General features: G+C 62.6%; 19 protein-coding genes. 14 read left to right on the forward strand and 5 right to left on the reverse strand.

The window, feature by feature from the left end; genetic code table 11:
- The first annotated feature begins 103 nt into the window (after nucleotides 1–103).
- On the forward strand, nucleotides 104–892 hold the full coding sequence (gene pcaD / locus ACTV8E_RS04745) for a 3-oxoadipate enol-lactonase (protein ID WP_443198689.1): 789 nt from the start codon (nucleotides 104–106) through the stop codon (nucleotides 890–892).
- A 152-nt stretch (nucleotides 893–1,044) separates the two neighbouring features.
- Complete coding sequence (gene pcaQ / locus ACTV8E_RS04750) at nucleotides 1,045–1,989, forward strand: pca operon transcription factor PcaQ (protein ID WP_443198690.1); 945 nt, start codon at nucleotides 1,045–1,047, stop codon at nucleotides 1,987–1,989.
- Nucleotides 1,990–2,168: 179 nt separating this feature from the next.
- On the opposite strand, the gene pobA is transcribed toward pcaQ, so the two are convergent.
- Nucleotides 2,169–3,356 (reverse strand): 4-hydroxybenzoate 3-monooxygenase, encoded by a 1,188-nt coding sequence (gene pobA, locus ACTV8E_RS04755; RefSeq protein WP_443198691.1) that lies wholly within the window; start codon nucleotides 3,354–3,356, stop codon nucleotides 2,169–2,171.
- 184 nt (nucleotides 3,357–3,540) lie between these two features.
- On the opposite strand from pobA, the gene ACTV8E_RS04760 reads away from it, so the two are divergent.
- Nucleotides 3,541–4,446, forward strand: coding sequence for a helix-turn-helix domain-containing protein (locus ACTV8E_RS04760; RefSeq protein WP_443198692.1), 906 nt, complete (start codon nucleotides 3,541–3,543; stop codon nucleotides 4,444–4,446).
- A 106-nt stretch (nucleotides 4,447–4,552) separates the two neighbouring features.
- Nucleotides 4,553–5,476: a SphA family protein gene (locus tag ACTV8E_RS04765; RefSeq protein ID WP_443198693.1), complete on the forward strand. Its 924-nt coding sequence runs from the start codon at nucleotides 4,553–4,555 to the stop codon at nucleotides 5,474–5,476.
- Nucleotides 5,477–5,511: 35 nt separating this feature from the next.
- Here ACTV8E_RS04765 and ACTV8E_RS04770 read toward each other — a convergent pair whose 3' ends face one another.
- Nucleotides 5,512–7,356, reverse strand: a complete 1,845-nt coding sequence (locus ACTV8E_RS04770; protein ID WP_443198694.1) for a sigma 54-interacting transcriptional regulator — start codon at nucleotides 7,354–7,356, stop codon at nucleotides 5,512–5,514.
- Nucleotides 7,357–7,770: 414 nt separating this feature from the next.
- Here ACTV8E_RS04770 and pchA point away from each other — a divergent pair, with 414 nt between their 5' ends.
- From pchA to gnd, 10 genes are all read left to right on the forward strand, one after another.
- On the forward strand, nucleotides 7,771–9,246 hold the full coding sequence (gene pchA, locus ACTV8E_RS04775; protein ID WP_443198695.1) for a 4-hydroxybenzaldehyde dehydrogenase: 1,476 nt from the start codon (nucleotides 7,771–7,773) through the stop codon (nucleotides 9,244–9,246).
- A 37-nt stretch (nucleotides 9,247–9,283) separates the two neighbouring features.
- Nucleotides 9,284–9,634 carry a c-type cytochrome gene (locus tag ACTV8E_RS04780; RefSeq protein ID WP_251836121.1) on the forward strand — a complete coding sequence of 117 codons (351 nt, stop codon included), beginning with the start codon at nucleotides 9,284–9,286 and terminating at the stop codon, nucleotides 9,632–9,634.
- Nucleotides 9,631–10,326 carry a hypothetical protein gene (locus ACTV8E_RS04785; RefSeq protein WP_251836120.1) on the forward strand — a complete coding sequence of 232 codons (696 nt, stop codon included), beginning with the start codon at nucleotides 9,631–9,633 and terminating at the stop codon, nucleotides 10,324–10,326. Before ACTV8E_RS04780 ends, ACTV8E_RS04785 begins: the two co-directional genes overlap by 4 nt.
- Complete coding sequence (locus tag ACTV8E_RS04790) at nucleotides 10,323–11,888, forward strand: FAD-binding oxidoreductase (RefSeq protein ID WP_443198696.1); 1,566 nt, start codon at nucleotides 10,323–10,325, stop codon at nucleotides 11,886–11,888. Before ACTV8E_RS04785 ends, ACTV8E_RS04790 begins: the two co-directional genes overlap by 4 nt.
- Before the next feature lie 214 nt (nucleotides 11,889–12,102).
- Complete coding sequence (gene pcaH / locus ACTV8E_RS04795) at nucleotides 12,103–12,822, forward strand: protocatechuate 3,4-dioxygenase subunit beta (protein WP_251836118.1); 720 nt, start codon at nucleotides 12,103–12,105, stop codon at nucleotides 12,820–12,822.
- Between the two features lie 10 nt (nucleotides 12,823–12,832).
- On the forward strand, nucleotides 12,833–13,444 hold the full coding sequence (pcaG, locus tag ACTV8E_RS04800) for a protocatechuate 3,4-dioxygenase subunit alpha (RefSeq protein ID WP_443198697.1): 612 nt from the start codon (nucleotides 12,833–12,835) through the stop codon (nucleotides 13,442–13,444).
- Entirely contained in the window at nucleotides 13,434–14,522 is a 1,089-nt protein-coding gene (zapE, locus tag ACTV8E_RS04805) for a cell division protein ZapE (protein ID WP_443198698.1), read from the forward strand. The genes pcaG and zapE overlap by 11 nt, the downstream gene beginning before the upstream one ends.
- The gene (locus ACTV8E_RS04810) at nucleotides 14,516–15,883 is read left to right on the forward strand and encodes a 3-carboxy-cis,cis-muconate cycloisomerase (protein ID WP_443198967.1); all 1,368 of its coding nucleotides are present in this window, start codon (nucleotides 14,516–14,518) and stop codon (nucleotides 15,881–15,883) included. Before zapE ends, ACTV8E_RS04810 begins: the two co-directional genes overlap by 7 nt.
- Nucleotides 15,884–15,909: 26 nt before the next feature.
- The gene (pcaC, locus tag ACTV8E_RS04815; protein WP_084344018.1) at nucleotides 15,910–16,311 is read left to right on the forward strand and encodes a 4-carboxymuconolactone decarboxylase; all 402 of its coding nucleotides are present in this window, start codon (nucleotides 15,910–15,912) and stop codon (nucleotides 16,309–16,311) included.
- Nucleotides 16,312–16,512: 201 nt separating this feature from the next.
- A complete protein-coding gene (gene gnd / locus ACTV8E_RS04820; protein WP_443198699.1) occupies nucleotides 16,513–17,418 on the forward strand; it encodes a phosphogluconate dehydrogenase (NAD(+)-dependent, decarboxylating) in 906 nt (301 codons plus the stop codon).
- Nucleotides 17,419–17,725: 307 nt separating this feature from the next.
- Here gnd and tkt read toward each other — a convergent pair whose 3' ends face one another.
- The 3 genes from tkt to pgi are packed head-to-tail and all read right to left on the reverse strand — an operon-like array spanning nucleotide 17,726 to nucleotide 23,072.
- The gene (tkt, locus tag ACTV8E_RS04825) at nucleotides 17,726–19,774 is read right to left on the reverse strand and encodes a transketolase (protein WP_443198700.1); all 2,049 of its coding nucleotides are present in this window, start codon (nucleotides 19,772–19,774) and stop codon (nucleotides 17,726–17,728) included.
- Between the two features lie 5 nt (nucleotides 19,775–19,779).
- Nucleotides 19,780–21,429 (reverse strand): phosphoglucomutase (alpha-D-glucose-1,6-bisphosphate-dependent), encoded by a 1,650-nt coding sequence (pgm, locus tag ACTV8E_RS04830; protein WP_443198701.1) that lies wholly within the window; start codon nucleotides 21,427–21,429, stop codon nucleotides 19,780–19,782.
- Nucleotides 21,426–23,072: a glucose-6-phosphate isomerase gene (gene pgi, locus ACTV8E_RS04835; RefSeq protein WP_443198702.1), complete on the reverse strand. Its 1,647-nt coding sequence runs from the start codon at nucleotides 23,070–23,072 to the stop codon at nucleotides 21,426–21,428. The genes pgm and pgi overlap by 4 nt, the downstream gene beginning before the upstream one ends.
- Between the last annotated feature and the right edge of the window lie 8 nt (nucleotides 23,073–23,080).

The raw sequence follows: 23,080 nt of genomic DNA on the forward strand, positions 1-23,080 counted from the left end.
GGGGCCGACTTAATGTCGGCAGCAGAGGCTTCACAAAGCCGATGTGAAATCGGCCCCACCCAGACTGTTTTTACGTCGCAGTGATCTTTTTCGAGGAGTTCCTATGCCTTCCCTACAGCTTGCCGATGGCGAACTGAATTACCGCATCGACGGTCCCGACGCGGCACCGGTCCTGGTGTTGTCCAACTCCCTGGGTACCAACCTGGGTATGTGGGATACGCAGATTCCCGCGCTGGCCAAGTCCTTCCGTGTGGTGCGTTATGACACCCGTGGCCATGGCGCCTCGCTGGTCACCGAAGGGCCTTACAGCATCGCGCAGCTGGGCTCCGACGTGCTGGCCCTGCTGGATGCGCTGAAGATCGACAAGGCGGCGTTCTGCGGCTTGTCCATGGGCGGGCTGATCGGTCAGTGGCTGGGTATTAACGCCCCCGAGCGCATTACCCACCTGGTGCTGTGCAACACCGCAGCGAAAATCGGCAACGCCGAGGGCTGGAATTCGCGCATCGACACCGTCAGCGCCGGTGGTCAGCAAGCCATGCGCGACCTGCGCGATGCCACCATCGCCCGTTGGTTTACACCGGAGTTCGCCACCGCCGAGCCGCAAGAGGCTGACCGCGTGGTGTCCATGCTGGTTGCCACCTCTCCGGCGGGCTACGCGGCCAATTGCGCTGCCGTACGCGATGGCGATTTCCGCGAGCAGTTGGGTGCGATCCAGGCCAAGACCCTGATCGTGTGCGGTACCGAGGACGCTGTCACCACTCCGGCTGACGGTCGCTTCATGCAGGAGCGTATTCGCGGCGCCGAACAGGTGGATTTCCATGCCGCTCACCTGTCCAATGTTGAAGTTGGCGAGAGGTTCACCCAGGCGCTGCTGGATTTCCTCACGCGCTGATCGAACACAAGGCCCCGGTGTCGGCAGGACACCGGGGCCTTGTTTCGTCTGTTGGATTCAATTCAAGTAAACCTCAAGGCGGCGACCTGGCCGCACTGGCGTGGCAGCGACCAAGCGCCTATGGTTGCGACTTTTCCTCCTCCGCGCTCGCCATGAATCTCGATAACCGCATCAAGCTTCGCCATCTGACCTGCTTCCTGGAGATTGCGCGCCAGGGAAGCCTTGCCCGAGCGGCCTCGGTCCTGGCGATCAGCCCCCCGGCCGTGTCAAAAACGCTGCGCGAACTGGAAGAGTTCTTGGGCGCCTCGCTGTGCGAGCGCAGCAAGAGCGGAGTGGTGTTGACCCGCGCAGGTCAGTCTTTCCTGCGTTATGCCGGTGTCAGTGTGCAGGCGCTGCGCGAAGGTGTGCGCAGTCTGGGCAGCCACGCCCATGACGCCTCCAGCGTGCGCCTGGGCGCGCTCAGTACCGTGGAAAGCGCGTTTCTGCCGGAGGTGGTGCGTCGTCTGCATGAACAGCATGAGGCCTTGCGGATCAGTGTGGTCGGCGGGCCGAGCGCTCACCTGCTGGGCTTGCTGCGGGTGGGTGAGCTGGACCTGGTGGTCGGGCGGATGACGGAAAGTCCGTTGATCGAAGGACTTTCGTTCGAGCACCTCTATCACGAGCCGCTGGTGCTCGTGGTGCGTCCTGGGCATGCGCTGCTTGGCAGTCCTGTGCAGGCTGAGGCGCTGGAGAACTACCCTGTGGTACTGCCGTCGGCTGATACCACCATCCGTCGTGATGCAGAAAGCCTGTATGTGCAATGTGGCGCCAGTCTGCCGCAGCAGCGTCTGGAAACGCTGTCCATCGCTCTGAGTCGTCGTTACGTGCTGCTCAGCGATGCGGTCTGGGTCGCGCCGCGTGACGCGGTGCTGCTGGATCTGGAAAAGGACGAGCTGGCGGAACTGGAAGTGGGTATCAAGGACCCGGGGGGATCGCTCGGCATTTGCAGCAACCCGACGCATACGCCCTCGGTGGGAACGCAGTGGTGCATCGAGCACTTGCGCGAGGTGGCGGAAGAGTTTCGCGTGCGCCTGGGCTCGTCGCCGCCTTTTCATTAAGCACGCCGTAGGGTGGACAACCGCAGTTCGTTGTCCGCCAGGCGCCGCCGATGGGCGGATGTGAAAAGCGCCCACGACCTGAAGCCGATGCTTGGCAATGGTTCTTGGAGCGAATTTTCAAGCCCCAAAAACGACTCCGCCTGCCGGAAGGGCAGGCGGAGTGGGCTTCACTAGGTGGCTTAAACGATCTCTTCGTAGGGCAGGCCCACGTAGTTTTCGGCAATGGTCACCAGGCCGGCGTGGGAGTTGAGGAAGTACTCGCGGTCGGCTTGCTGCATCTTCTGATCCCAGGCGTCCTTGTGCTCGCCGAAATCGTGCAGCAGGTTGGTCATGAACCAGCTGAAGCGTTCACCCTTCCAGACGCGGCGCAGGGCGATTTCCGAGTATTTTTCCAGCAGGTCGGTGCGACCTTCCTTGAATACCTTGACCAGGATCCGGTACAGGTAGCACACGTCCGAAGCGGCCAGGTTGAGACCCTTGGCGCCTGTGGGCGGCACGATGTGCGCAGCGTCACCGACCAGGAACAGCTTGCCGTACTGCATGGGTTCTACCACCAGGCTGCGCAGCGGGGCGATGCTTTTCTCCAGCGACGGGCCCGTCACCATCCGGTCACCCAGGGACTGCGGCAGACGCGTCTTGAGTTCGTCCCAGAAACGCTCGTCGGACCACTCTTCGACCTTGTCCGTCAGGGGCACCTGGAGGTAATAACGGCTGCGGGTCAGCGAGCGCTGGCTGCAGAGGACGAAACCGCGATCATGGTGGGCATAGATCAGTTCATCATGCACAGGCGGAGTATCGGACAACATGCCCAGCCAGCCGAAGGGGTACACGCGCTCGTACTCGGTCAGTACTTCGCTGGGGATGCTTTTGCGCGAAACGCCATGGAAACCATCGCAGCCGGCAATGTAGTCGCAGTCGAGGCGGTGGGTCTGGCCATCTTTTTCGTAGGTGACATAGGGCTTTTCACCCTTCATGTCATGGGGCTGTACGTTGGCGGCGGAATAAATGGTCAGGGCTCCGCTGGCAGTGCGGGCCTCCATCAGGTCGCGAGTCACTTCGGTCTGGCCGTAGACCATCACGGTCTTGCCGCCCGTGAGCTCCTTGAGATTGACGCGTACACGCTTGCCACCGACCAGCAGTTCAACGCCATCATGGACCAAGCCTTCGGCGTCCATGCGCGCGGACACACCGGCCTCACGCAACATGTCGACGGTACCTTGTTCCAGTACACCGGCACGGATACGGCCCAGGACATATTCAGGGGTTTGGCGTTCGAGAATGACGGCCTCAATACCTGCTGTGTGCAGCAGTTGACCAAGAAGAAGACCCGACGGCCCAGCACCAATAATAGCTACCTGAGTTTTCATTATTTAGTCCCGAAAAAGCCGCTCACTCATGGAGGCAGCTGGGGTTGGAAGAATTCCCCTGCATTTTTCCTAAATACGCCGTCACAATAAGGTAATAATCCTCTGAATCATTGCACTTTTGAACACAGCGTTCGATTACCGGCCATTTCGTCACAGCCCATAACACAAAATGTGTGGAACACCTATGCAACCTCTGGATAGTCCGACGGTCCCCGTTTTCAAGCTGTATGGCGAACAGCAAATCTGGCCCACGCCCGACTTGCTGCACTGTGAATCGATCTCCAGGCGTAGCAGCCTGCACCAGTGGGAAATTCAACCCCATCGCCATGCGGATCTCTTTCAGCTGTTCTACATCCAGCGCGGGCATTCGCGGGTCGAGATCGAGGGAAAACGTCACAACATCGAGCAGGCCTCACTTCAGGTGGTGCCGCCGCTCTGCGTGCATGGTTTTCAGTTCCCTGAAGATATTGAAGGCTATGTGCTGACGCTGGCGGCACCGCTGGTCGCGCGATTCGAGGCGGAGCTGGGGCCGCACCTGAGTGGAGCGGATTGTTATCCGGTCGATGACTCACGCCATTACATCGACACCTTGTTCGCGGCGCTGCTGGCTGAATATGAAGGCAGCAAGCCGTTCCGGGACACATTGTTGCAGTCGATGGTGAGCACCTTGATGATCTGGATCTGCCGGCGCCGGCAAAGTTTGGGCGCCAGGAGCACGGAACGCAGCCGCGAATATCTGGCAAGTTTCATCAAGCTGGTGGAGGGGCATTACCGCGAGCACCTGTCGGTGGAGGACTATGCCCACCGTGTGGGAGTCTCCGGTACCTACCTGAATAATCTGTGCCGGCAGCTGACCGGGCAGAGCGCCCTGCAGGTGATACACCAGCGGCTGCTGCTGGAGGCCAAGCGCGACCTGATTTATACCGGCATGACCATCAGCCGGCTCTCGGATAATCTGGGGTTCAGCGATCCGACCTATTTTTCGCGTTTTTTCAAGCGCCTGAGTGGCCAATCGCCCAATGCCTTTCGGGCCTCGGTGAATGCGACGGGCAATACCGAGCTTGGTTCCACAGGCGGCGAGTACCCCTAAGGCACAGAGCCCGCGGCTCGCGCTCAAAGAATAAAGTTTTCGATCAGGTTGGCTTCTGCATGGTCAGAGAGGAGGCGATCCCTTCAAGATGATCAGGCTGACCTCCATGAAAAAATTTCCCACTCACCTTCGTGCCCCGCTTCTCGGCTTCCAGCAGCTCGCGTTGGGAATCATCCTGGGAGGCTGTATCACCACCGCCCAGGCTACCGAGGGCGGCGGCTCATCCTGGCCGATGGGTATCGAGAACTACCTGATGGGCATCCTTCCGCCGCCGGGCACCTATGGTCAGTTGTTCGCCGGCAACTACACGGCCAATGAGCTGCGCGACAATTCCGGCGACCGGCTCGGAGTGAGTTTCGATCTGCGCGTCACCACGCTGGTACCGCGCTTTATCTGGGTCACCGAGCACAAGGTGCTAGGGGGGGACCTGGGATTCCATGCCCTGCTGCCGCTCAATGACATTCGCCTCAACCTCAACGGTCAACGCGACCACAAACGCGGCATCGGCGATGCTCACCTTGGCCCGGTAGTCGGTTTTCACCACAGTGACAAATTGCACACCGCCGTGGGCGTCGACTTCGTGGTGCCCACCGGCAGCGAATATGACCGAAACGATCTGGTGAACCTGGGCAACAACTACGCAACCATCCAGGCGGTGTATGCGGTGACCTACATGGATCCCGTTGGCCTGAATGCCGATGTCCGCCTGATGCACGAATACAATTTCGAAAACCCCGATACGGACTACAAGTCCGGCCGCGAGCTGCATGCCGACTATGCGCTGGGGTGGGGGCTGGGCAATGGCTGGGTGGTGGGAGTCGGCGGTTACGTCTACAAGCAAATCAGTGACGACCGGCAGGACGGTGATCGGGTGTCCGACAATCGTGGGCGGGCCTTTGCCATCGGCCCGTCCGTGCAGTACAGCAGTCCGTCCGGTTGGGCGCTGAGCGGCAAATGGCAAAATGAAGCAGGTGTGCGCAACCGCGCCGATGGCGATGCCTTCTGGTTGAAGTTGACCGTGCCACTGTGATGGCGACGGAACCCCCGGGTCTGGGGGTTCCGCTTTTAACGCGCTTTGAGTCGATAGCTGACCTGGGCCCGGCTCATGCCCAACACTTGCGCCGCCGCGGTGATATTGCCGTTGCACCTGTCCATGGCCAGGCGGACCAGGAGCTGCTCGACTTCGCCAAGATTGATGCCCAGCTGGTTGCGTTCGCCGGTGATGAACGCCTGCAGCTTGTGGAAGGCGCTTTCCGCAGGGTGTGCGAAGTTCGCAGGTGCGGGTGCTGTAAAGCTTTCATGAATAGCAGTAGCAGTAGCAGTAGCAGTCGCGTTAGCGGGTTGGCTTGTGGCTTCCAGTCGACCCTTGTTGGTGAGGCCCTGCAGTGCGGTGAACGACTCTCCCTTGCCTAGCGAAATATGCTGCAAGTCCAGCGCTTCGCCTGCAGTGGCGGCGATGACTCCGCGTTCAATGAGGTTTTGCAGCTCACGGATATTGCCCGGGAATCCGTAGGTGAGGAGGGTGTTGGCCAGGCGCGAGCTCACCCCTGCGACAGGACACTCGTACAGATGGCAGAAGTGCCGCAGGAAGTGATTAGCCAGCAGCGGAATATCCTCGCGTCGCTCGCGCAGGGGCGGCAAATGAATGGGGAAGACATTCAAGCGGTAGAACAGGTCTTCACGAAAGCGCCCGGCCGCCACTTCGGCGCGCAGGTCGGCATTGGTAGCGGCGATGATGCGCACGTCTACCTTTGTGGGCAGGTTGCCGCCAACCCGCTCGATTTCCCCTTCCTGCAAGGCGCGCAGGATCTTGCTCTGGGCGCTCAGGCTCAGGGTGCCGATTTCATCGAGAAACAGGGTGCCGCCATTGGCCCGCTCGAAGCGGCCCGGGCGTGAGCGATCGGCACCCGTAAAGGCGCCGCGTTCCACACCGAACAGTTCGGATTCCACCAGGTTTTCCGGCAGCGTGGCGCAGTTGAGCGCGACCCAGGGTTTGTCGTGGCGACGGCTCGCCTGGTGCAGGGTGCGGGCGAAGAGTTCTTTACCCACCCCCGACTCACCGGTCAATAGCACGGTTGCCCGAGTCGGTGCCACTTTTTCCAGCAACCGTTTGGCCGTTTGAAAGGCAGGAGACACGCCCACCATGGGCGACTGTTCGCCGGCTGCATCCAGGGTTTCGTAGTAGTAGAGAGGCCCTTCCGCGAGCGTTGGCGCATAAGGAGTCTGCGCGCCCGGCGAAATACGATCATTCTCAGCGTCCTCCCAGCGATCCGCCGGTTTGCCGATGACCCTGCAGGCCGAATGGCCCATGGCGCGGCATTCGACTTCGCGAAAGACGATCCGGCGTCCGGTAATCGCGGACGCGTAGCCACTGGCATAGCCGATACCCAGCCAGCAAGCGGAATAATCTCCGAGTCCGTGGCTGCTGATGTGCTCGTCATCTTCAAATGATTCGTGCCAAAGGAACTCGGAATAGAAATGCCCCTGGCTGCTGTCGATTTCGAAGCGTATCGCTTCGACATTCACCATGCCTCGCAGCATGTGCAGGTGCGGACCTGCGGAGTACAGCGCGGCGTGATTCCCCTCGGGCCATCGTTGTATGACCTTTTGCGCGTCTCGGGTGCCGGCATCCCGGCCCAGCCGGGTCATCAGCTCTCGAGCCTTGTCCATGCCCAGGGAGGTGACCAGCTCGCGGCGCATGGCGGTAAACGAGGCGTGCTGCATCAGCATCATGCGCTGGCCGCACAGCCAGACGAAGCCATCCTGCGGCGCGAAGGCCAGGGTCTGTGCCAAGTGTTCGGCGCTGGGAATCCCGCTGTGCCGGAGGGTGTCGGTAGTGTTGACAAGCAGATGGAGTCGGCCTGCGAGGCGGTTGTCGTCGACGGAAGATTTTGCTGGGTTGCCTTTCATTATTCGCCTCTGGAGAAGGGGGTTGCAGTATGTCGACGAAGCAGTTGCTGTGAGAATGCATTCCCTTGGAAGTGTTCGATTACCGAACATTATTGCATTTGTGGATGCAGTAAATTCTCAGTTTCGCAGTATTTTCGTAATGGTTTTTGCCTGTTAGCACATTGGCCAGGTAAGGGGATGGGCTTAGAAAACCGTATAAGTACTTGATTTTAAAGGGATAAATCGAAAGTTAACGGGTTGGTATGTATTTTGATGAAGGTATTTTGACAGCTACAACAAAAGCGCTCTTGGAATGCGTGCGCCATCCTTCTTGATGTCGTACCGGTCACGAGCGCCAAAGTGACGCCAGTCGGACAGCCGATACACATTGGCGCGACCTAACTACTGTTATTTGAGATGCGTAGGAGAAACTCCATGTCTCAACGCCTTGCTGCCTATGAGAATTTGAATCTGCAACTGATCGCCGGTGAGTGGCGTGCCGGCCGTTCGGGCCGGGACCTCGATGTTCTGGACCCTTTTACCCAGGAGAAGCTGCTGCAGATCCCCCTGGCCAACCGTGAGGATCTGGACGAGGCCTACCGCAGCGCTCGCGAAGCACAGGTCGACTGGGCGGCGCGCGGACCTTCCGAGCGCGCTGCGGTGATGCTCAATGCCGTGCGTATTTTTGATGAGCGCCGCGACGAGATTATCGACTGGATCATCCGTGAGTCGGGCAGCACCCGTATCAAGGCTCAAATCGAATGGGGCGCAGCGCGCGCCATCACGCAGGAGTCCGCCAGCCTGCCGAGCCGCGTGCATGGCCGTATCCTGGCCTCCGATGTGCCCGGTAAAGAAAGCCGCGTCTACCGTGAGCCGCTGGGTGTGATCGGCATCATCAGCCCGTGGAACTTTCCGCTGCACCTTACCGCTCGCTCCCTGGCCCCGGCCCTGGCCCTGGGCAACGCGTGCGTGATCAAGCCGGCCAGCGATACTCCGGTTACCGGCGGCCTGCTGCTGGCGCGCATTTTCGAAGAGGCGGGCCTGCCCAAGGGCGCGCTCAGCGTGCTGGTTGGCTCCGGTAGCGAAATCGGCGATGCCTTCGTCGAGCACGAAGTGCCGGGCTTCATCTCCTTCACCGGTTCGACCCAGGTTGGTCGCAACATCGGCCGTATTGCCGCCGGTGGCGAACACCTCAAACATGTAGCGCTGGAACTGGGTGGCAACAGCCCCTTCGTGGTACTGGCCGACGCTGACCTCGATCAGGCGGTGAATGCCGCGGTGGTGGGCAAGTTCCTGCACCAGGGTCAGATCTGCATGGCGATCAACCGCATCATCGTTGAGGAGTCCGTGTACGAGGACTTCGTCAACCGTTACGCCGAGCGCGTCAAGTCGCTGCCCTATGGCGACCCGAGCAAGCCGGAAACTGTGGTTGGCCCGGTAATCAATGCCAAGCAACTGGCCGGTCTGCAAGAAAAGATCGAGACCGCCAGATCCGAAGGCGCTCGCGTGATGGTGGCAGGCGAGCCCCAGGGCAACGTAATGCCTCCTCATGTATTTGCCGACGTGACGGCTGACATGGAAATCGCCCGGGAAGAAATCTTCGGCCCGCTGGTCGGCATTCAGCGCGCCCGCGACGAGGCACATGCCCTCGAACTGGCAAATAGCAGCGAGTACGGCCTGTCCAGCGCCGTGTTCACCTCCAGCCTGGAGCGTGGCGTACAGTTCGCCCGTCGCATCCGTGCAGGCATGACGCACATCAACGACATTCCGGTTAACGATGAGCCCAACGCGCCTTTCGGCGGTGAGAAGAACTCGGGTCTGGGCCGCTTCAACGGCGATTGGGCGATCGAGGAATTCACCACCGATCACTGGATCACCGTACAGCACGCCCCGCGCCGCTACCCGTTCTGATTTCCCTATCACTCATAACTTAAGAGAGGAGCAACACATGTTCCCATACCAGAGCCGAAAGGCCTGCTGGCGGTCCTGCGTGCTTGGCCTGTCCCTCCCGCTGTTGATGTTGTCTGGCGCAGCATCCGCTGACGGGGATGGAAAATGGCGCGGCGGTCAGAATGTCTACGAAAAAGTGTGCGGCCATTGCCACGACATTGGCGTCGGCCCCGAACTCTTCGGTCGCGGACTGCCGCCGGAATACATCACCGCCATCGTGCGTAACGGTTTCCGTGCCATGCCGGCGTTCACTGCGTCCTATATCGACGATAAGTCGCTGCAGGAAGTGGGGGAATACATTCAGAAGTCCCCGGCCCGGGCGGCCAAGACGGAAGGAAGCAAGCCATGAACCTCGCCCGTCGCTCTCTTCTCAAGGGCGCAGCGCTGAGTGGTTTGTCTGGCTTGGCCCTGAGCGCGAGTGGGGTCAGCCTGGCCGCCGGCCTGTTCCGCACACCGGTCGAGCCGGCGTTGGTGCTGGTGAGTGACAGCACCGTCGGCGCAGCTTTCATGCTGGGGGCGCAGACGCACAACCCCGCGTTGAAATTTCAGCACACTGATTCGGGGCTGGAACACATTCGTCAGGTGTCGGCGCTGCTCAACAGCCCGCAACCGCAACGCATCATCGGCCTGCTGGATGACGCCAGCGCCACGCTGATTGTGGATCTGGCACGCAGTGCCGGGGCCGAGATCCAGTGGCTGGGCCAGCACGGCGTGGATGCACGCGGCTCGCGGCACCAGCTGCTCACCGCAGAGGGCGCCGCCGGTTGTGCCACGCGTTTCGGCCAGGAGCTGAACCAGTGTGGCGCGGGTTTCGCGCTGCACGAACAGCGTCAAGGCCGTCAGGGGATGCTCATGGAGCTGAGCGCTTCCGCCAAACGTGCCGATGCCGCCGCCCAGTGGGTGGCCTCGCTGGGTCATGTACTGGCCGCGCTGGGTAGCCCTGAAACACGTCCCATGCCGCAGGTCGGCGTTCAACATTTGCCGCTGAGCGGCCATTTCGTTTCGTTCTCGATCGAGACCGGTAGGAGCCAATCCGCATGACCGATCAAACCAATCAGCTTCTGCCGCAGGGAGTAACTGCGGCCGAGTTCCAAAAGGCCGTGACCAAGTTCCGTGCCTTGCTGGGCGATGACAATGTGCTGGTGAAAAACGAGCAGCTCGTCCCCTACAACAAGATCATGATGTCCACGGAGAACGCTAACCATGCGCCGTCGGCAGCCGTCACCGCCACCACTGTGGAACAGATCCAGGGCGTGGTGAAGATCTGCAACGAACACAAGATCCCGGTCTGGACCATCTCCACCGGCCGCAACTTCGGTTATGGTTCCGCCGCCCCAGGGCAGCGCGGTCAGGTCATTCTCGATCTGAAGAAGATGAACAAGATCCTTCACGTCGACGCTGAGCTGGGTACCGCCCTGGTTGAGCCCGGCGTGACCTACGGTCAGCTGTATGACTACCTGCAGGAAAACAACATCCCGCTGATGCTGTCCTTCTCCGCGCCGTCGGCGATTGCCGGCCCGCTGGGCAACACCATGGACCGTGGCGTGGGCTACACCCCGTACGGCGAGCACTTCATGATGCAGTGCGGCATGGAAGTGGTCCTGGCCAACGGTGACGTCTACCGCACCGGTATGGGCGGCGTGAAGGGCGACAACGCCTGGCAGGTGTTCAAGTGGGGCTACGGTCCGACCCTGGACGGCATGTTCACTCAGGCAAACTATGGCATCTGCACCAAGATGGGCTTCTGGCTGATGCCCAAGCCGCCGGTGTTCAAGCCGTTCGAGATCAAGTTTCCCGAAGAGACCGATATCGCCGAGATCGTCGAGTTCATTCGTCCGCTGCGTCTGGCCCAGATCATCCCCAACTCTGTGGTGATCGCCGCCACCATCTGGGAAGCTGCAGCCGCTGGCGTGCGCCGCTCGGACTACATCACCGAGCCGGGTGCCACCCCGGACGCCATCCTCAAGCAGATTCAGAAGGACAAGGACCTCGGCGCCTGGAACGTCTATGCCTGCCTGTACGGCACCCAGGAGCAGATCGACGTCAACTTCAAGATCGTCACTGACGCGCTGAAGAAGCTCGGCAAGGGCAAGCTGGTCACCGAGAAAGAGGCGGGCAATACCCAGCCATTCAAGTACCGGTCCGAGATGATGAAAGGCATCCCGAACCTGCAGGAATTCGGCCTGTACAACTGGCGTGGGGGCGGTGGCTCCATGTGGTTCGCACCCGTCAGCCAGGCTCGCGGCAGCGAGTGCGACAAGCAGTACGAGTTGGCCAAGGGCATCCTCAACAAGCACGGCCTGGACTACGTCGGTGAGTTCATCGTCGGCTGGCGCGACATGCACCACGTCATCGATGTGCTGTATGACCGCAGCAACCCGGAAGAAACCAAGCGCGCGGATGCCTGCTTCAATGAGCTTCTGGACGTCTTCGAGGAGAAGGGCTACGCGGTATACCGCGTGAACCCGCACTTCCAGGAGCGTGTTGCGCAGAGCTACGGCCCGGTCAAACGCAAGCTGGAACACACCCTCAAGCGTGCACTGGACCCGAACAACATCCTCGCACCCGGCAAGTCCGGCATCGATCTCGAAAACGATTTCTGATGCTGGCGGCAGGTTTCCTGCCAGTTAACGCCAAGAAAACGCCCAAGCCCAGGTTTGGGCGTTTTTTCAGGCGGAGGGAAGGAGCGACACGCCATTAGATAACCTGAGGGTTATGCGAGGCGTGCAAGGTTTCAATTTTCCCCCGGCGGAAATTGACCGAGACTTGGTCCGTTCAGAACAGCGACCCTCCGTCATCACACAACAGGAGATCGACATGTCCGACGCTCAAGAACGTCGTTTTGTCATGCGTGACCGCACGTGGCACCCCAAAGCCTTGACCCCGGACTACAAGACCTCGGTAGGGCGTTCCCCGCGCCAGGCACTGGTCAGCATTCCCCAGTCAATTTCCGAGACCACCGGTCCGGACTTCACGCACTTGAACATGGGCCGGCACGACAACGATCTGCTGCTCAACTTCAATACCGGTGCGCTGCCGATCGGTGAACGCATCATCGTTCACGGCCGTGTGGTGGACCAGTTTGGCAAGCCGATCCCGCATACCCTGGTGGAAATGTGGCAAGCCAACGCCGGCGGCCGCTACCGCCACAAGAACGACCGTTACTTGGCGCCCCTCGACCCGAACTTCGGCGGTGTGGGCCGTGCGCTGACCGACAGCGAAGGGCGTTACCATTTCCGCACCATCAAGCCGGGTCCGTATCCGTGGCGTAACAACCCGAACGACTGGCGTCCGGCGCACATTCACTTCTCCATCAGCGGCCCGGCGATCTGCACCAAGCTGATCACCCAGCTGTACTTCGAAGGTGATCCGCTGATTCCGCAGTGCCCGATCGTCAAGGCTGTGAACGACCCGGAAGCGGTGCAAACCATGATTGCGCGTCTGGACCTGACCGCAAACAACCCCATGGATTGCCTGGCGTACCGTTTCGACATCGTCCTGCGCGGTCAGCGCAAAACCTGGTTTGAGAACGTCTGAGGAGGCGACCATGACTGAGATCAATCTGCTCCGCGAGACCACCTCCCAGACCGCCGGTCCCTACGTTCATATCGGCCTGGCTCTGGCCGCGGCCGGTAACCCGACCCGCGAACAGGAAATCTGGAACCAGATGGCCAAACCCGAGGCCCCCGGTGAGCACATCACCGTGATCGGCCGTGTGTTCGACGGCAACGGTCACCTGGTGCGCGACTCCTTCCTGGAGGTCTGGCAAGCCAACCACGAAGGCGTGTACGACGAGGAGTACAACCTCGACAAGCCGTTCAATGGTTTTGGCCGTACCGCCACCACCTTCGATGCCGGTAGCGAATGGACCATCGAGACCGTCAAGCCGGGTGTGGTCAAGGCAGCCGATGGCCGTCCGCAAGCGCCGCACATCAACGTGTCGCTGTTTGCCCGCGGGATCAACATCCAACTGGCGACCCGCATCTATTTTGATGACGAAGCCGACGCCAACGCGGCCGATCCGGTGCTCAACCTGATCGAACAGCCCGAGCGCCGCCAGACGCTGATCGCCACGCGCGAAGAGCGGGATGGCAAGGTGGTGTACCGCTTCGATATCCGCATCCAGGGCGAAAACGAGACGGTTTTTTTTGACTTCTGATACATCGCCGGGGCAACTGCTCCGGCAGGAATACGAAACCCGTCTCGCGGCCCGGGGTTACCGGGCCGACGCGGCGCAACGGGCGGCCGTTGACCTTCTGGGTCAATGGCTGTCGGCGTTTCTGGGGCGGCGCCGTTCATTGCTGCGTCGTCCCGCCGCCGGCGTTTACCTGTGGGGTGGCGTAGGGCGCGGCAAAAGCTTCGTCATGGACGCGCTGTTCGCCGCCGCACCCTTGGTCGAAAAACGGCGGGTGCATTTCCACGCATTCCTGGCCGAACTGCAAACCCTTGTCCGCGCTTATGCTGGTCAACCCGATCCGTTGGTCCTGGCTGCTCGTGAGTTGGCTGGGAGCACCCGTCTGTTGTGCTTCGATGAATTCCATGTGCATGACATTGGCGACGCCATGCTCCTAGGCCGCCTGGTCAAAGTGCTGGTAGACGAGGGGGTTGGCGTGGTCTGCACGTCCAATTACCCACCGTCGAAGCTGTGTCCCAATCCGTTGTACCGCGAGCGATTCCTGCCCACGATCAAACTGATCGACGCACGCTTCGAAGTGCTGGAGCTGGACGGCGGTCAGGACTACCGCCGCGAGTCCACCCGGGACTGGGGACAGTTCTGCTGGCCCCTGGCGGACGACGCAGACTGGGCCGCCACGCCCCTGGCACCGCCCGCGCACGCCGAGCGTGAGCTGGTCATCGAGGTCAATCGACGCCCGTTGCGTCTGGTTGCCCGAGAGAACAAGCGCGCCTGGCTGGATTTCGCCGAGCTGTGCCGCGGTCCGCGTTCCAGTGCGGATTACCTCTGGCTGTGCGAACACTTTGCCGAGCTGACCGTGGGCACCGTGCCCTCGCTGGACGGCGAAGGTATCGACGTGCAACAGCGGTTTCTAAATTTCATCGACATTGCCTACGACAGCGGCGTGCGCCTGCGTCTGGGCGGTGTCGACCGGCCGGCGGTGCTGTGTCGCGCCGGCAGTCATACTGATTTTTCCCGTACCCATAGTCGCCTGCAGCAGTTGCAAGCGCTCGACATGGCGAATGCCGCGTCGTTCTGTTCTTTTCAGGAGGCTGAATCGTGAGTGTCAGCAATCAGCTTTTCGATGCCTACTTTACCCAGGCATCCATGCGTGACGTGTTTTCCGACCGGGGTCGCCTGCAGGGCATGCTCAACTTCGAAGCCGCGCTGGCCCGCGCTGAAGCGTCCGTCGGGCTGATCCCCGGGCGTGTCGTGCCGGCTATCGAAGCGGCCTGCCAGGCGGCTCTGTACGATCCCGTTGCGCTGGCCCAGGCGATTGCCACGGCGGGTAACTCGGCGATTCCGCTGGTCAAGGCCCTAGGCCGCCAGATCGCCCAGAACGATGCCGAAGCCGAGCGCTATGTGCACTTGGGCGCCACCAGCCAGGACGCCATGGATACCGGGCTGGTTCTGCAACTGCGCGCGGCGTTGGGACTGATCGAAGCGGATCTTTCGGCCTTGGCCGACGCCTTGGCGGTGCAGGCGGAAAAACACGCCAGCACCGTATTGCCGGGGCGCACCTGGCTGCAGCACGCCACGCCGGTGACGCTTGGCATGAAGCTGGCGGGAACGCTCGACGCGCTGAACCGGCACCGTCAGCGGCTGACCGAGCTCAAGCCTCGCTTGCTGTGCCTGCAGTTCGGCGGTGCCGCCGGCACACTGGCCGCCCTGGGTGAGCAGGCGCTGCCGGTGTCGGTCGCGCTGGCCAATGAGTTGCAACTGACGCTGCCCGAGCAGCCCTGGCATACCCAGCGGGACCGCATTGTCGAGGCCGGCAGCGTACTGGGCCTGATCGCCGGCACGCTGGGCAAGTTTGGTCGCGACCTGTCGCTGCTGATGCAAACCGACGTGGGCGAGGCGTTCGAGCCGTCCGCGCCAGGCAAGGGGGGGTCGTCCACCATGCCGCACAAGCGCAACCCGGTGAGCGCGGCGGTACTGATCGGCGCGGCCACCCGCGTGCCCGGTCTGGTCTCCACCCTGTTCGCCGCGATGCCCCAGGAGCATGAGCGCAGCCTGGGTTTGTGGCACGCCGAATGGGAAACCTTGCCGGAGATCTGCTGCCTGGTTTCCGGAGCACTCGCCCAGGCCTTGATTGTCGTACCCGGCCTGGAAGTGGATGCTGAGCGCATGCGCGCCAATCTGGAGCTCACACAAGGCCTGGTGTTGGCGGAAGCCGTGAGCATTGCCTTGGCGCAACGCATCGGTCGTGACGCGTCCCATCACCTGGTCGAACAGTGTTGCCGCCGTGCTGTGGCCGAGCAGCGGCATCTTCGCGCTGTGCTGGGCGATGACGAACAGGTCAGTGCGCAACTTTCTGCAGAAGAACTGGATCGTTTGCTCGATCCGGCCCATTACCTTGGCTTGGCACAAACGTGGGTGACCCGCGTCGTGACTGAGCATCGCCGACTCGGCGCCCTCGATTAACAGAAGACTTGATACGGAGCCAGACAATGGACGAGAAACAGCGTTACGAAGCCGGCATGCAAGTGCGCCGTGCGGTACTGGGCGATGCCCACGTGGACCGCAGCCTGGAAACCCTGACGCCCTTCACCGAAGAGTTCCAGGAAATGATTACCCGCCACGCCTGGGGCGACATCTGGACCCGCCCCGGCCTGCCGCGCCATACCCGCAGCCTGATCACCATTGCCATGCTGATCGGCATGAACCGCGAAGGCGAATTGAAGCTGCACCTCAAGGCGGCGAAGAACAACGGCGTGACCCGCGACGAGATCAAAGAAGTGCTGATGCAATCGGCGATCTACTGCGGCATTCCGGCAGCCAACCACACCTTCCACCTGGCTCAGGAGTTGTGGGACGAGGTGGGTGTGGAGTCGCTGCAAGAGCAAAAGTAAGCCGAGCGCATCAACGCCCGCTGCATGCTTCCACGAAAAAAACGGCCCTTGGCCGTTTTTTTCGTTTTCGGCGATGGCGAAGCGGCAGGTGAACGCGTATGCCGACGTGAGGGTCCTAGCGGTGAAGCCCTTATGCGCAGGTGCTGGGGCTGGAACGGTGCAGAGATCCGTTCTCATGGCGTGGCATAGCGAGGCCTCCATATGAAACTCGGCATGATCGGTTTGGGACGCATGGGCGCCAACATGGCGCAGCGCCTGCTGCGCGGCGGCCACCAGGTAGTGGGGCTGGACCCCAAGCCCGAGGCGCGCAGCGCGCTGGAGCAGCAAGGCGGCGAGAGCGCCGAATCGCTGCAGACACTGGTGGCCAAGCTGCCAACCCCGCGGCTGCTGTGGCTGATGGTACCGGCTGGTGACGTCACCGATGCCACCCTGACCAACCTGCTGCCACTGCTGGGCGCCGGCGATACCCTGATCGATGGCGGCAACTCCAATTACCACGACACCCCGCGCCGCGCCGAGATGGCTGCCGAACAGGGCATCGATTACCTCGACTGCGGCACCAGCGGCGGCATCTGGGGGTTGGCCGAGGGCTACAGCCTGATGATCGGTGGCGGGGAGGCGGCGGTGGAACGCCTGCGGCCAATCTTCGAAACGCTGGCGCCGGGCAAGGAGCGGGGCTGGGGGCGGGTCGGGCCCGCTGGCGCCGGACATTTCTGCAAGATGGTGCACAACGGCATTGAATACGGCTTGATGCAGGCCTATGCCGAAGGCTTTGCCATCCTGCGGCATAAGGAGGCGTTTGATCTTGATCTGGCGCAGATCGCCGACATCTGGCGCGAGGGCAGTGTGGTGCGCTCCTGGCTGCTGGACCTATGCAGCGATGCGTTGCAGAAGAACCCGCAGATGACGGGCATCGCGCCCTATGTGGCCGATTCCGGCGAAGGCCGCTGGACCGTGGCGGAAGCCATCGAGCTGAATGTGCCGGCGCCGGTGATTACGCTGGCGTTGCTGCAACGACTGCGCTCGCGGGACGCCGAATCCTATGCCGACCGGCTGTTGGCCGCCCTGCGCAATGAATTTGGCGGGCATGCGATCAAGAAAGAATAAGGGGCGGCCGCAGACGGCTGGGCACATGTGCGGTTGTCAGCTTAGGGTCTGTTCCCGTTTCGGCACGAGCCGCGTTGCTGCGCCAAATGACGCCAGGCCAGGCGCGGGATGCAGGCAATGGTTGTTCCCTTGCCAAATCACGCAACGCCGCATGGCGTCATTTGCCGCGCAACCCGAAGGGATGGGTCAGTTTTTGCGCGACAGCGTTTTCTCGTCGCTTATTTGGAACGACCAAACTGCGTGACTCGTGCCTTGTCTCGCGCAAAAACTGGCTCCGTCGCGGCCGGGCGCGAAACGGGAACAGACCCTAGGTACCCAGCAGCTTTCTGGCCCGCGCACAGACATTTTCCACGGTGAACCCATACTCCCGTTGCAGCACGGGCCCGGGGGCGGAGGCGCCAAAGCGTTCGACACCGAGCATGGCGCCCTCGGAGCCGGTGTAGCGCTCCCAGCCCTGGGAAACGCCGAGTTCCACTGCCAGGCGCGCCTTCACCGTTGGCGGCAGCACCGCGTCGCGCTTGACCTGGGGTAGGGACTCGAACAGCTCCCAGCTGGGCATCGATACGCAGCGCACGGCGATGCCTTCAGCCTGCAAACGCTCGGCGGCCTCGAGGATCAGCGCGACTTCCGAGCCGCTGGCGATCAGGATCAACTGGGGATTGCCCCCCGCTGGCTCGCTCACTACATAGGCGCCGTGGCGCACGCCCTCGGCGCTGGCATAGCGGCTGCGGTCCAGGGTTGGCAGTTCCTGGCGACTGAGCATCAGCGCCACCGGGCGGTGGCGAGTTTCCAGGGCGATGCGCCAGGCTATGGCGGTTTCGTTGGCGTCGGCGGGGCGGATCACCGTGAGGTTCGGCACCGCCCGCAGGTTGGCCAGTTGCTCCACCGGCTGGTGGGTCGGGCCGTCCTCGCCGAGGGCCAGACTGTCGTGGGTGAACACCTGCACCACATGCAAGCCCATCAGCGCCGCCAGGCGCATCGGTGGGCGCATGTAGTCGGAGAAGATCAGAAAGGTGGCGCCGTACGGAATGAACCCGCCATGGGCGGCCAGGCCGTTGGCAATGGCACCCATGGCGTGTTCGCGCACGCCGACGTGCAGGTTGCGCCCGGCATGGCTCCAGCCGCCACCGCTGGAACCCTGTTCGTCCTTGCCTAGGGTAAGCGCGGAATTGAAATCGCCCTGGCCCTTCAAGACGGTTTTGGTGGAAGGGTTGAGGTCTGCCGAGCCGCCGAACAGTACCGGCAAGTGTGGGGCGATGGCGTTCATGACCTGGCCGCTGGCCTCGCGGCTGGCCAGGCCGTTGGCGTCGGCGGGGAACACTGGGATGTCGGCATCCCAGCCGGACGGCAGTTCGCCTTCCAGGCGCTGTTCCAGCTCCTCGGCCAGCGCCGGGAACGCCTGGCGATAATTGACCAGACGCTGATTCCAGGCCGCCTCGTCATCGGCGCCGCGTAGCCCGGCCAGGTGAAACTGCGCCTGCACCTCGGGCGGGATGAGGAACTCCGGGTCCAGCGGCCAGCCGAGCCGCTGCTTGGTCTGGCGCACATTGTCCGCGCCCAGCGGCGAGCCGTGAGCCTGGTAGGAGTCCTGCAACGGCGAGCCAAAGCCGATATGGCTGCGCACCAGGATCAGCGAGGGGCGGGTGTCCTGGGCATGGGCCGCGTGCAGGGCGGCGTCGAGGGCGTGAAGATCGTTGCCGTCCTCCACCACCTGGGTATGCCAGCCGTAGGCGGCGAAGCGCGCGGCGCGATCCTCGGAAAAACAGATGTCGGCGCCGGCGGCCAGGGTCACTTCGTTGTCGTCGTACAGGCAGCACAGCTTGCCCAGGCGCAAATGGCCGGCCAGCGAGGCGGCTTCGCTGGCCACACCTTCCATCAGGTCGCCGTCGCTGACTAGGGCGAAGGTGCGGTGATCAATCAGGGTATGGCCGGGGCGGTTGTAGCACGCCGCCAGGTGCGCCTCGCCGATGGCCATACCCACCGCGTTGGCCAGACCCTGGCCGAGTGGCCCGGTGGTGATTTCCACGCCGGGCGTGTGGCCGCGCTCGGGATGTCCGGGCGCCTTGCTGCCCCACTGGCGAAAGCGCTTGAGCTCGTCCAGCGGCAGGTCGTAACCGGTCAGGTGCAGCAGGCTGTACAGCAGCGCCGAGCCATGCCCGGCGGAGAGCACGAAACGGTCGCGCCCCAGCCACTGCGGGTTGGCGGGGTTGAACCTGAGCCAGCGCATCCACAGCACATAGGCCATGGGCGCGGCGCCCAGCGGCAGGCCGGGGTGGCCGCTGTTGGCGTGTTGCACCATGTCCACCGAGAGAAACCGCAGGGTATTGATGCAGCGTTGATCGAGATCGGAAGCCATGGCGGTTACTCCGCAGGTGAATGGAGCGCGGTATCGACGATCTGGCGGGCTTCGCGCAGGATGGCCTGCAGGTGGGACTGATCCTTGAAGCTTTCCGCATAGATCTTGTAGATCGCCTCGGTGCCGGAGGGGCGCGCGGCGAACCAGCCGCTGGCGGCGATCACCTTGATGCCGCCGATGGGAGCGTGATTGCCAGGTGCGTGGTCGAGCACCTCGAGAATCGGCTCGCCGGCCAGTTGGCTGATGGTCACTTGCGCGGGCGAAAGCTGGCTCAGGCGCGCCTTCTGCTCGGACGTGGCAGCGGCGTCGACGCGATCATTCAGGGGTTCGCCGAGTTCCGCCACCAGGTCGCGGTACAGCTCGCCAGGGTCGCGGCCGCAGCGGGCGGTCATTTCCGCCGCCAGAAGTGCGGGCACCAGTCCGTCCTTGTCGGTAGTCCAGACCGTGCCATCGCGGCGCAGGCAGGTGGCGCCAGCGCTTTCCTCGCCGGCAACACCCAGGCTGCCCTCATGCAGGCCGTTGACGAACCACTTGAACCCCACCGGTACTTCGTACAGCCGCCGGCCGAGGCGCTGCGCCACGCGGTCGATGAGTGCGCTGCTGACCAGGGTCTTGCCAATGGCGGTATCGGGGCGCCACTGCGGCCGATGCTGGAACAGGTAGTCGATCAGCACCGCCAGGTAATGATTCGACGGTAGCAGCCCGCTGCTGGGGGTGACGATACCGTGACGGTCGTGGTCGGTGTCACAGGCGAAGGCGACATCAAACCTATCCTTGAGGCCGATCAGCCGCTGCATGGCATAAGGCGAGGAAGGGTCCATGCGGATCTGCCCGTCCCAGTCCAGGGACATCATGGCGAAGGTCGGATCCACCGCCTCACTGACCACGTGCAAGTCGAGGCCGTAGCGTTCGGCCAGCGGTGCCCAGTAATGCACGCCCGCGCCGCCGAGCGGGTCGACGCCCAGGTGCAGGCCGGCGGCGCGGATCACCGCGAAGTCCACCACCTGCTCCAGATCCTCGATATAGGCGTGCAAAAAATCGTGTTCCCGCGCGGCGTTGCGCGCCTGCGGGAGGGGTAAGCGGCGCACGCCGCGCAAGGCGTTTTCGAGCAGGGTGTTGGCGCGCGCCTCGATACGGGCGGTGATGACGGTATCCGCCGGCCCGCCGTGGGGCGGGTTGTACTTGATGCCGCCATCGGCCGGTGGGTTGTGCGAGGGGGTGATGACGATGCCGTCGGCCAGCCCGGCGTTGCGGCCCCGGTTGTAGGTGAGGATTGCGTGGGAAATGGTCGGCGTCGGGGTGAATTCGCCGTCTTTGGCGATCAGCGTGTTCACGCCATTGCCGGCCAGCACTTCCAGGGTGCTTTCCAGGGCTGGCTGCGACAGCGCGTGGGTGTCGATGCCGAGGTACAGCGGCCCGTCGATGCCTTGAGCCTGACGGTAGTCGCAGATCGCCTGGGCGATGGCCAGCAGGTGCCATTCGTTGAAGCTGCGGGTCAGTGAGCTGCCGCGATGGCCGGAGGTGCCGAAGGCAACCCGTTGCTCGGGAATGTACGGGTCGGGGCGCCAGTCGGTATAGGCGGCCAGCAAGGCGGGCACATCGACCAGCGAGGAGGACGGGGCGGGTTGACCAGCCAGCGGGTTGATACGGTTCATGGGCGGATCGCCTTGTGCTGGCGGTAGCGGCGGATCAGCGTGTTGCTGGAACTGTCATGGCTCAACTCGCCCGGCTCAGGTTGGGCGATTTCCGTCGCGATCCGTTTGGCCAGGGCCTTGCCCAGCTCGACGCCCCATTGGTCGAAGGGGTCGATCTGCCAGATCATGCCCTGTACGAACACGCTGTGTTCGTACAGGGCCACCAGCGTACCCAGCGTGAAGGGGTCGAGGCGTTCGGCCAGCAGCGTACTACTGGGGCGGTTGCCCTCGCAGGCACGGTGGGGCGCCAACGCCTGTGACGCACCCTGGGCGCGCCATTCTTCCTCGCGCTTACCAAAGGCCAGCGCCTCACCTTGGGCGATCAGGTTGGCGATCAGCAGATCATGCTGGGTGCCCAATGGATTGAGCGACTGACAAAAGCCGATGAAATCGCAGGCGATCAATCGGGTGCCCTGATGGATCAGTTGATAGAACGAGTGCTGGCCATTGGTGCCCGGTTCACCCCAGTAAATCGGCGCGGTGTCGTAATCGACCCGCTCACCGCCCAGGGTCACATGCTTGCCGTTGCTTTCCATGGTCAGCTGCTGCAGGTACGCGGGAAAGCGTTTCAGGTATTGCTCATAGGGCAGCACGGCAACGGCCGAGACCCCGAGGAAGTTGACATTCCACACTGTCAGCAAGCCCATCAGCGCCGGCAGGTTGCGCTCCAGAGGCGTGTGGCGAAAGTGCTCGTCCATGGCATGCAAGCCGTCCAGCAAGGCACGGAAGTGTTCGGCGCCGATGGCGAGCATGGTCGACAGGCCGATGGCCGAATCCATCGAGTAACGCCCGCCCACCCAGTCCCAGAAGATGAACATATGCGCCGGATCGATACCGAAGCGGGCCACTTCCTCCGGATGGCTGGACACCGCCACGAAATGCCGGGCGACCGCTGCTTCATCGCCAAGCGCCTGCAGGCACCAGGCTCGGGCCGCATGGGCATTGGCCAGGGTTTCCTGGGTGGTGAAGGTTTTCGAGCAAACGATGAACAGCGTTTCGGCCGGGTCCAGCTCGCGCAAAGTTTCGCTGAGGTCGGTGGGGTCGATGTTGGAGACGAAAAAGAAGCGCAGGTCGCGGTGGCTGTAATGGCGCAACGCTTCGTAGGCCATGACCGGGCCGAGGTCCGAACCGCCAATGCCGATGTTGACGATGTTGCGCATCGGCTTGCCGGTTAGACCAGTCCAGGCGCCGCTGTGCACCTGCTCGGTGAAGCGGGCCATGCGATCCAGTACGGCGTGAACATCGGGGATTACATCGCGGCCGTCCACGGTGATATGCGCGCCTGCGGGGGCGCGTAACGCTACATGCAGGGCGGGACGGTTCTCCACCCGATTGACTCGGTCGCCACGAAACATCGCCTCGATGCTCTCTGGCAGCTGGCAGGCTCGTGCGAGTTCAAGGAGCAGGCGCAGGGTTTCATCGTCGATGCGTTGCTTGGCGTAATCCAGATACAGGCCAACCGCCTCGATGCAGAGACGCTCACCCCGCGTCGGGTCGGCGGCGAACAGCTCACGCAAATGCCGTGGGCTCATGCTTCGGGCATGGGCCAGCAAGGCTTGCCATTGCGGGCGCTGGGTCAGGGCCGAAAAAGTCGAATGCTTCATCGATAGGC

It is taken from the genome of Pseudomonas sp. B392_1p, from assembly GCF_052245235.1.
GTDB lineage: Bacteria > Pseudomonadota > Gammaproteobacteria > Pseudomonadales > Pseudomonadaceae > Serpens > Serpens gallinarum.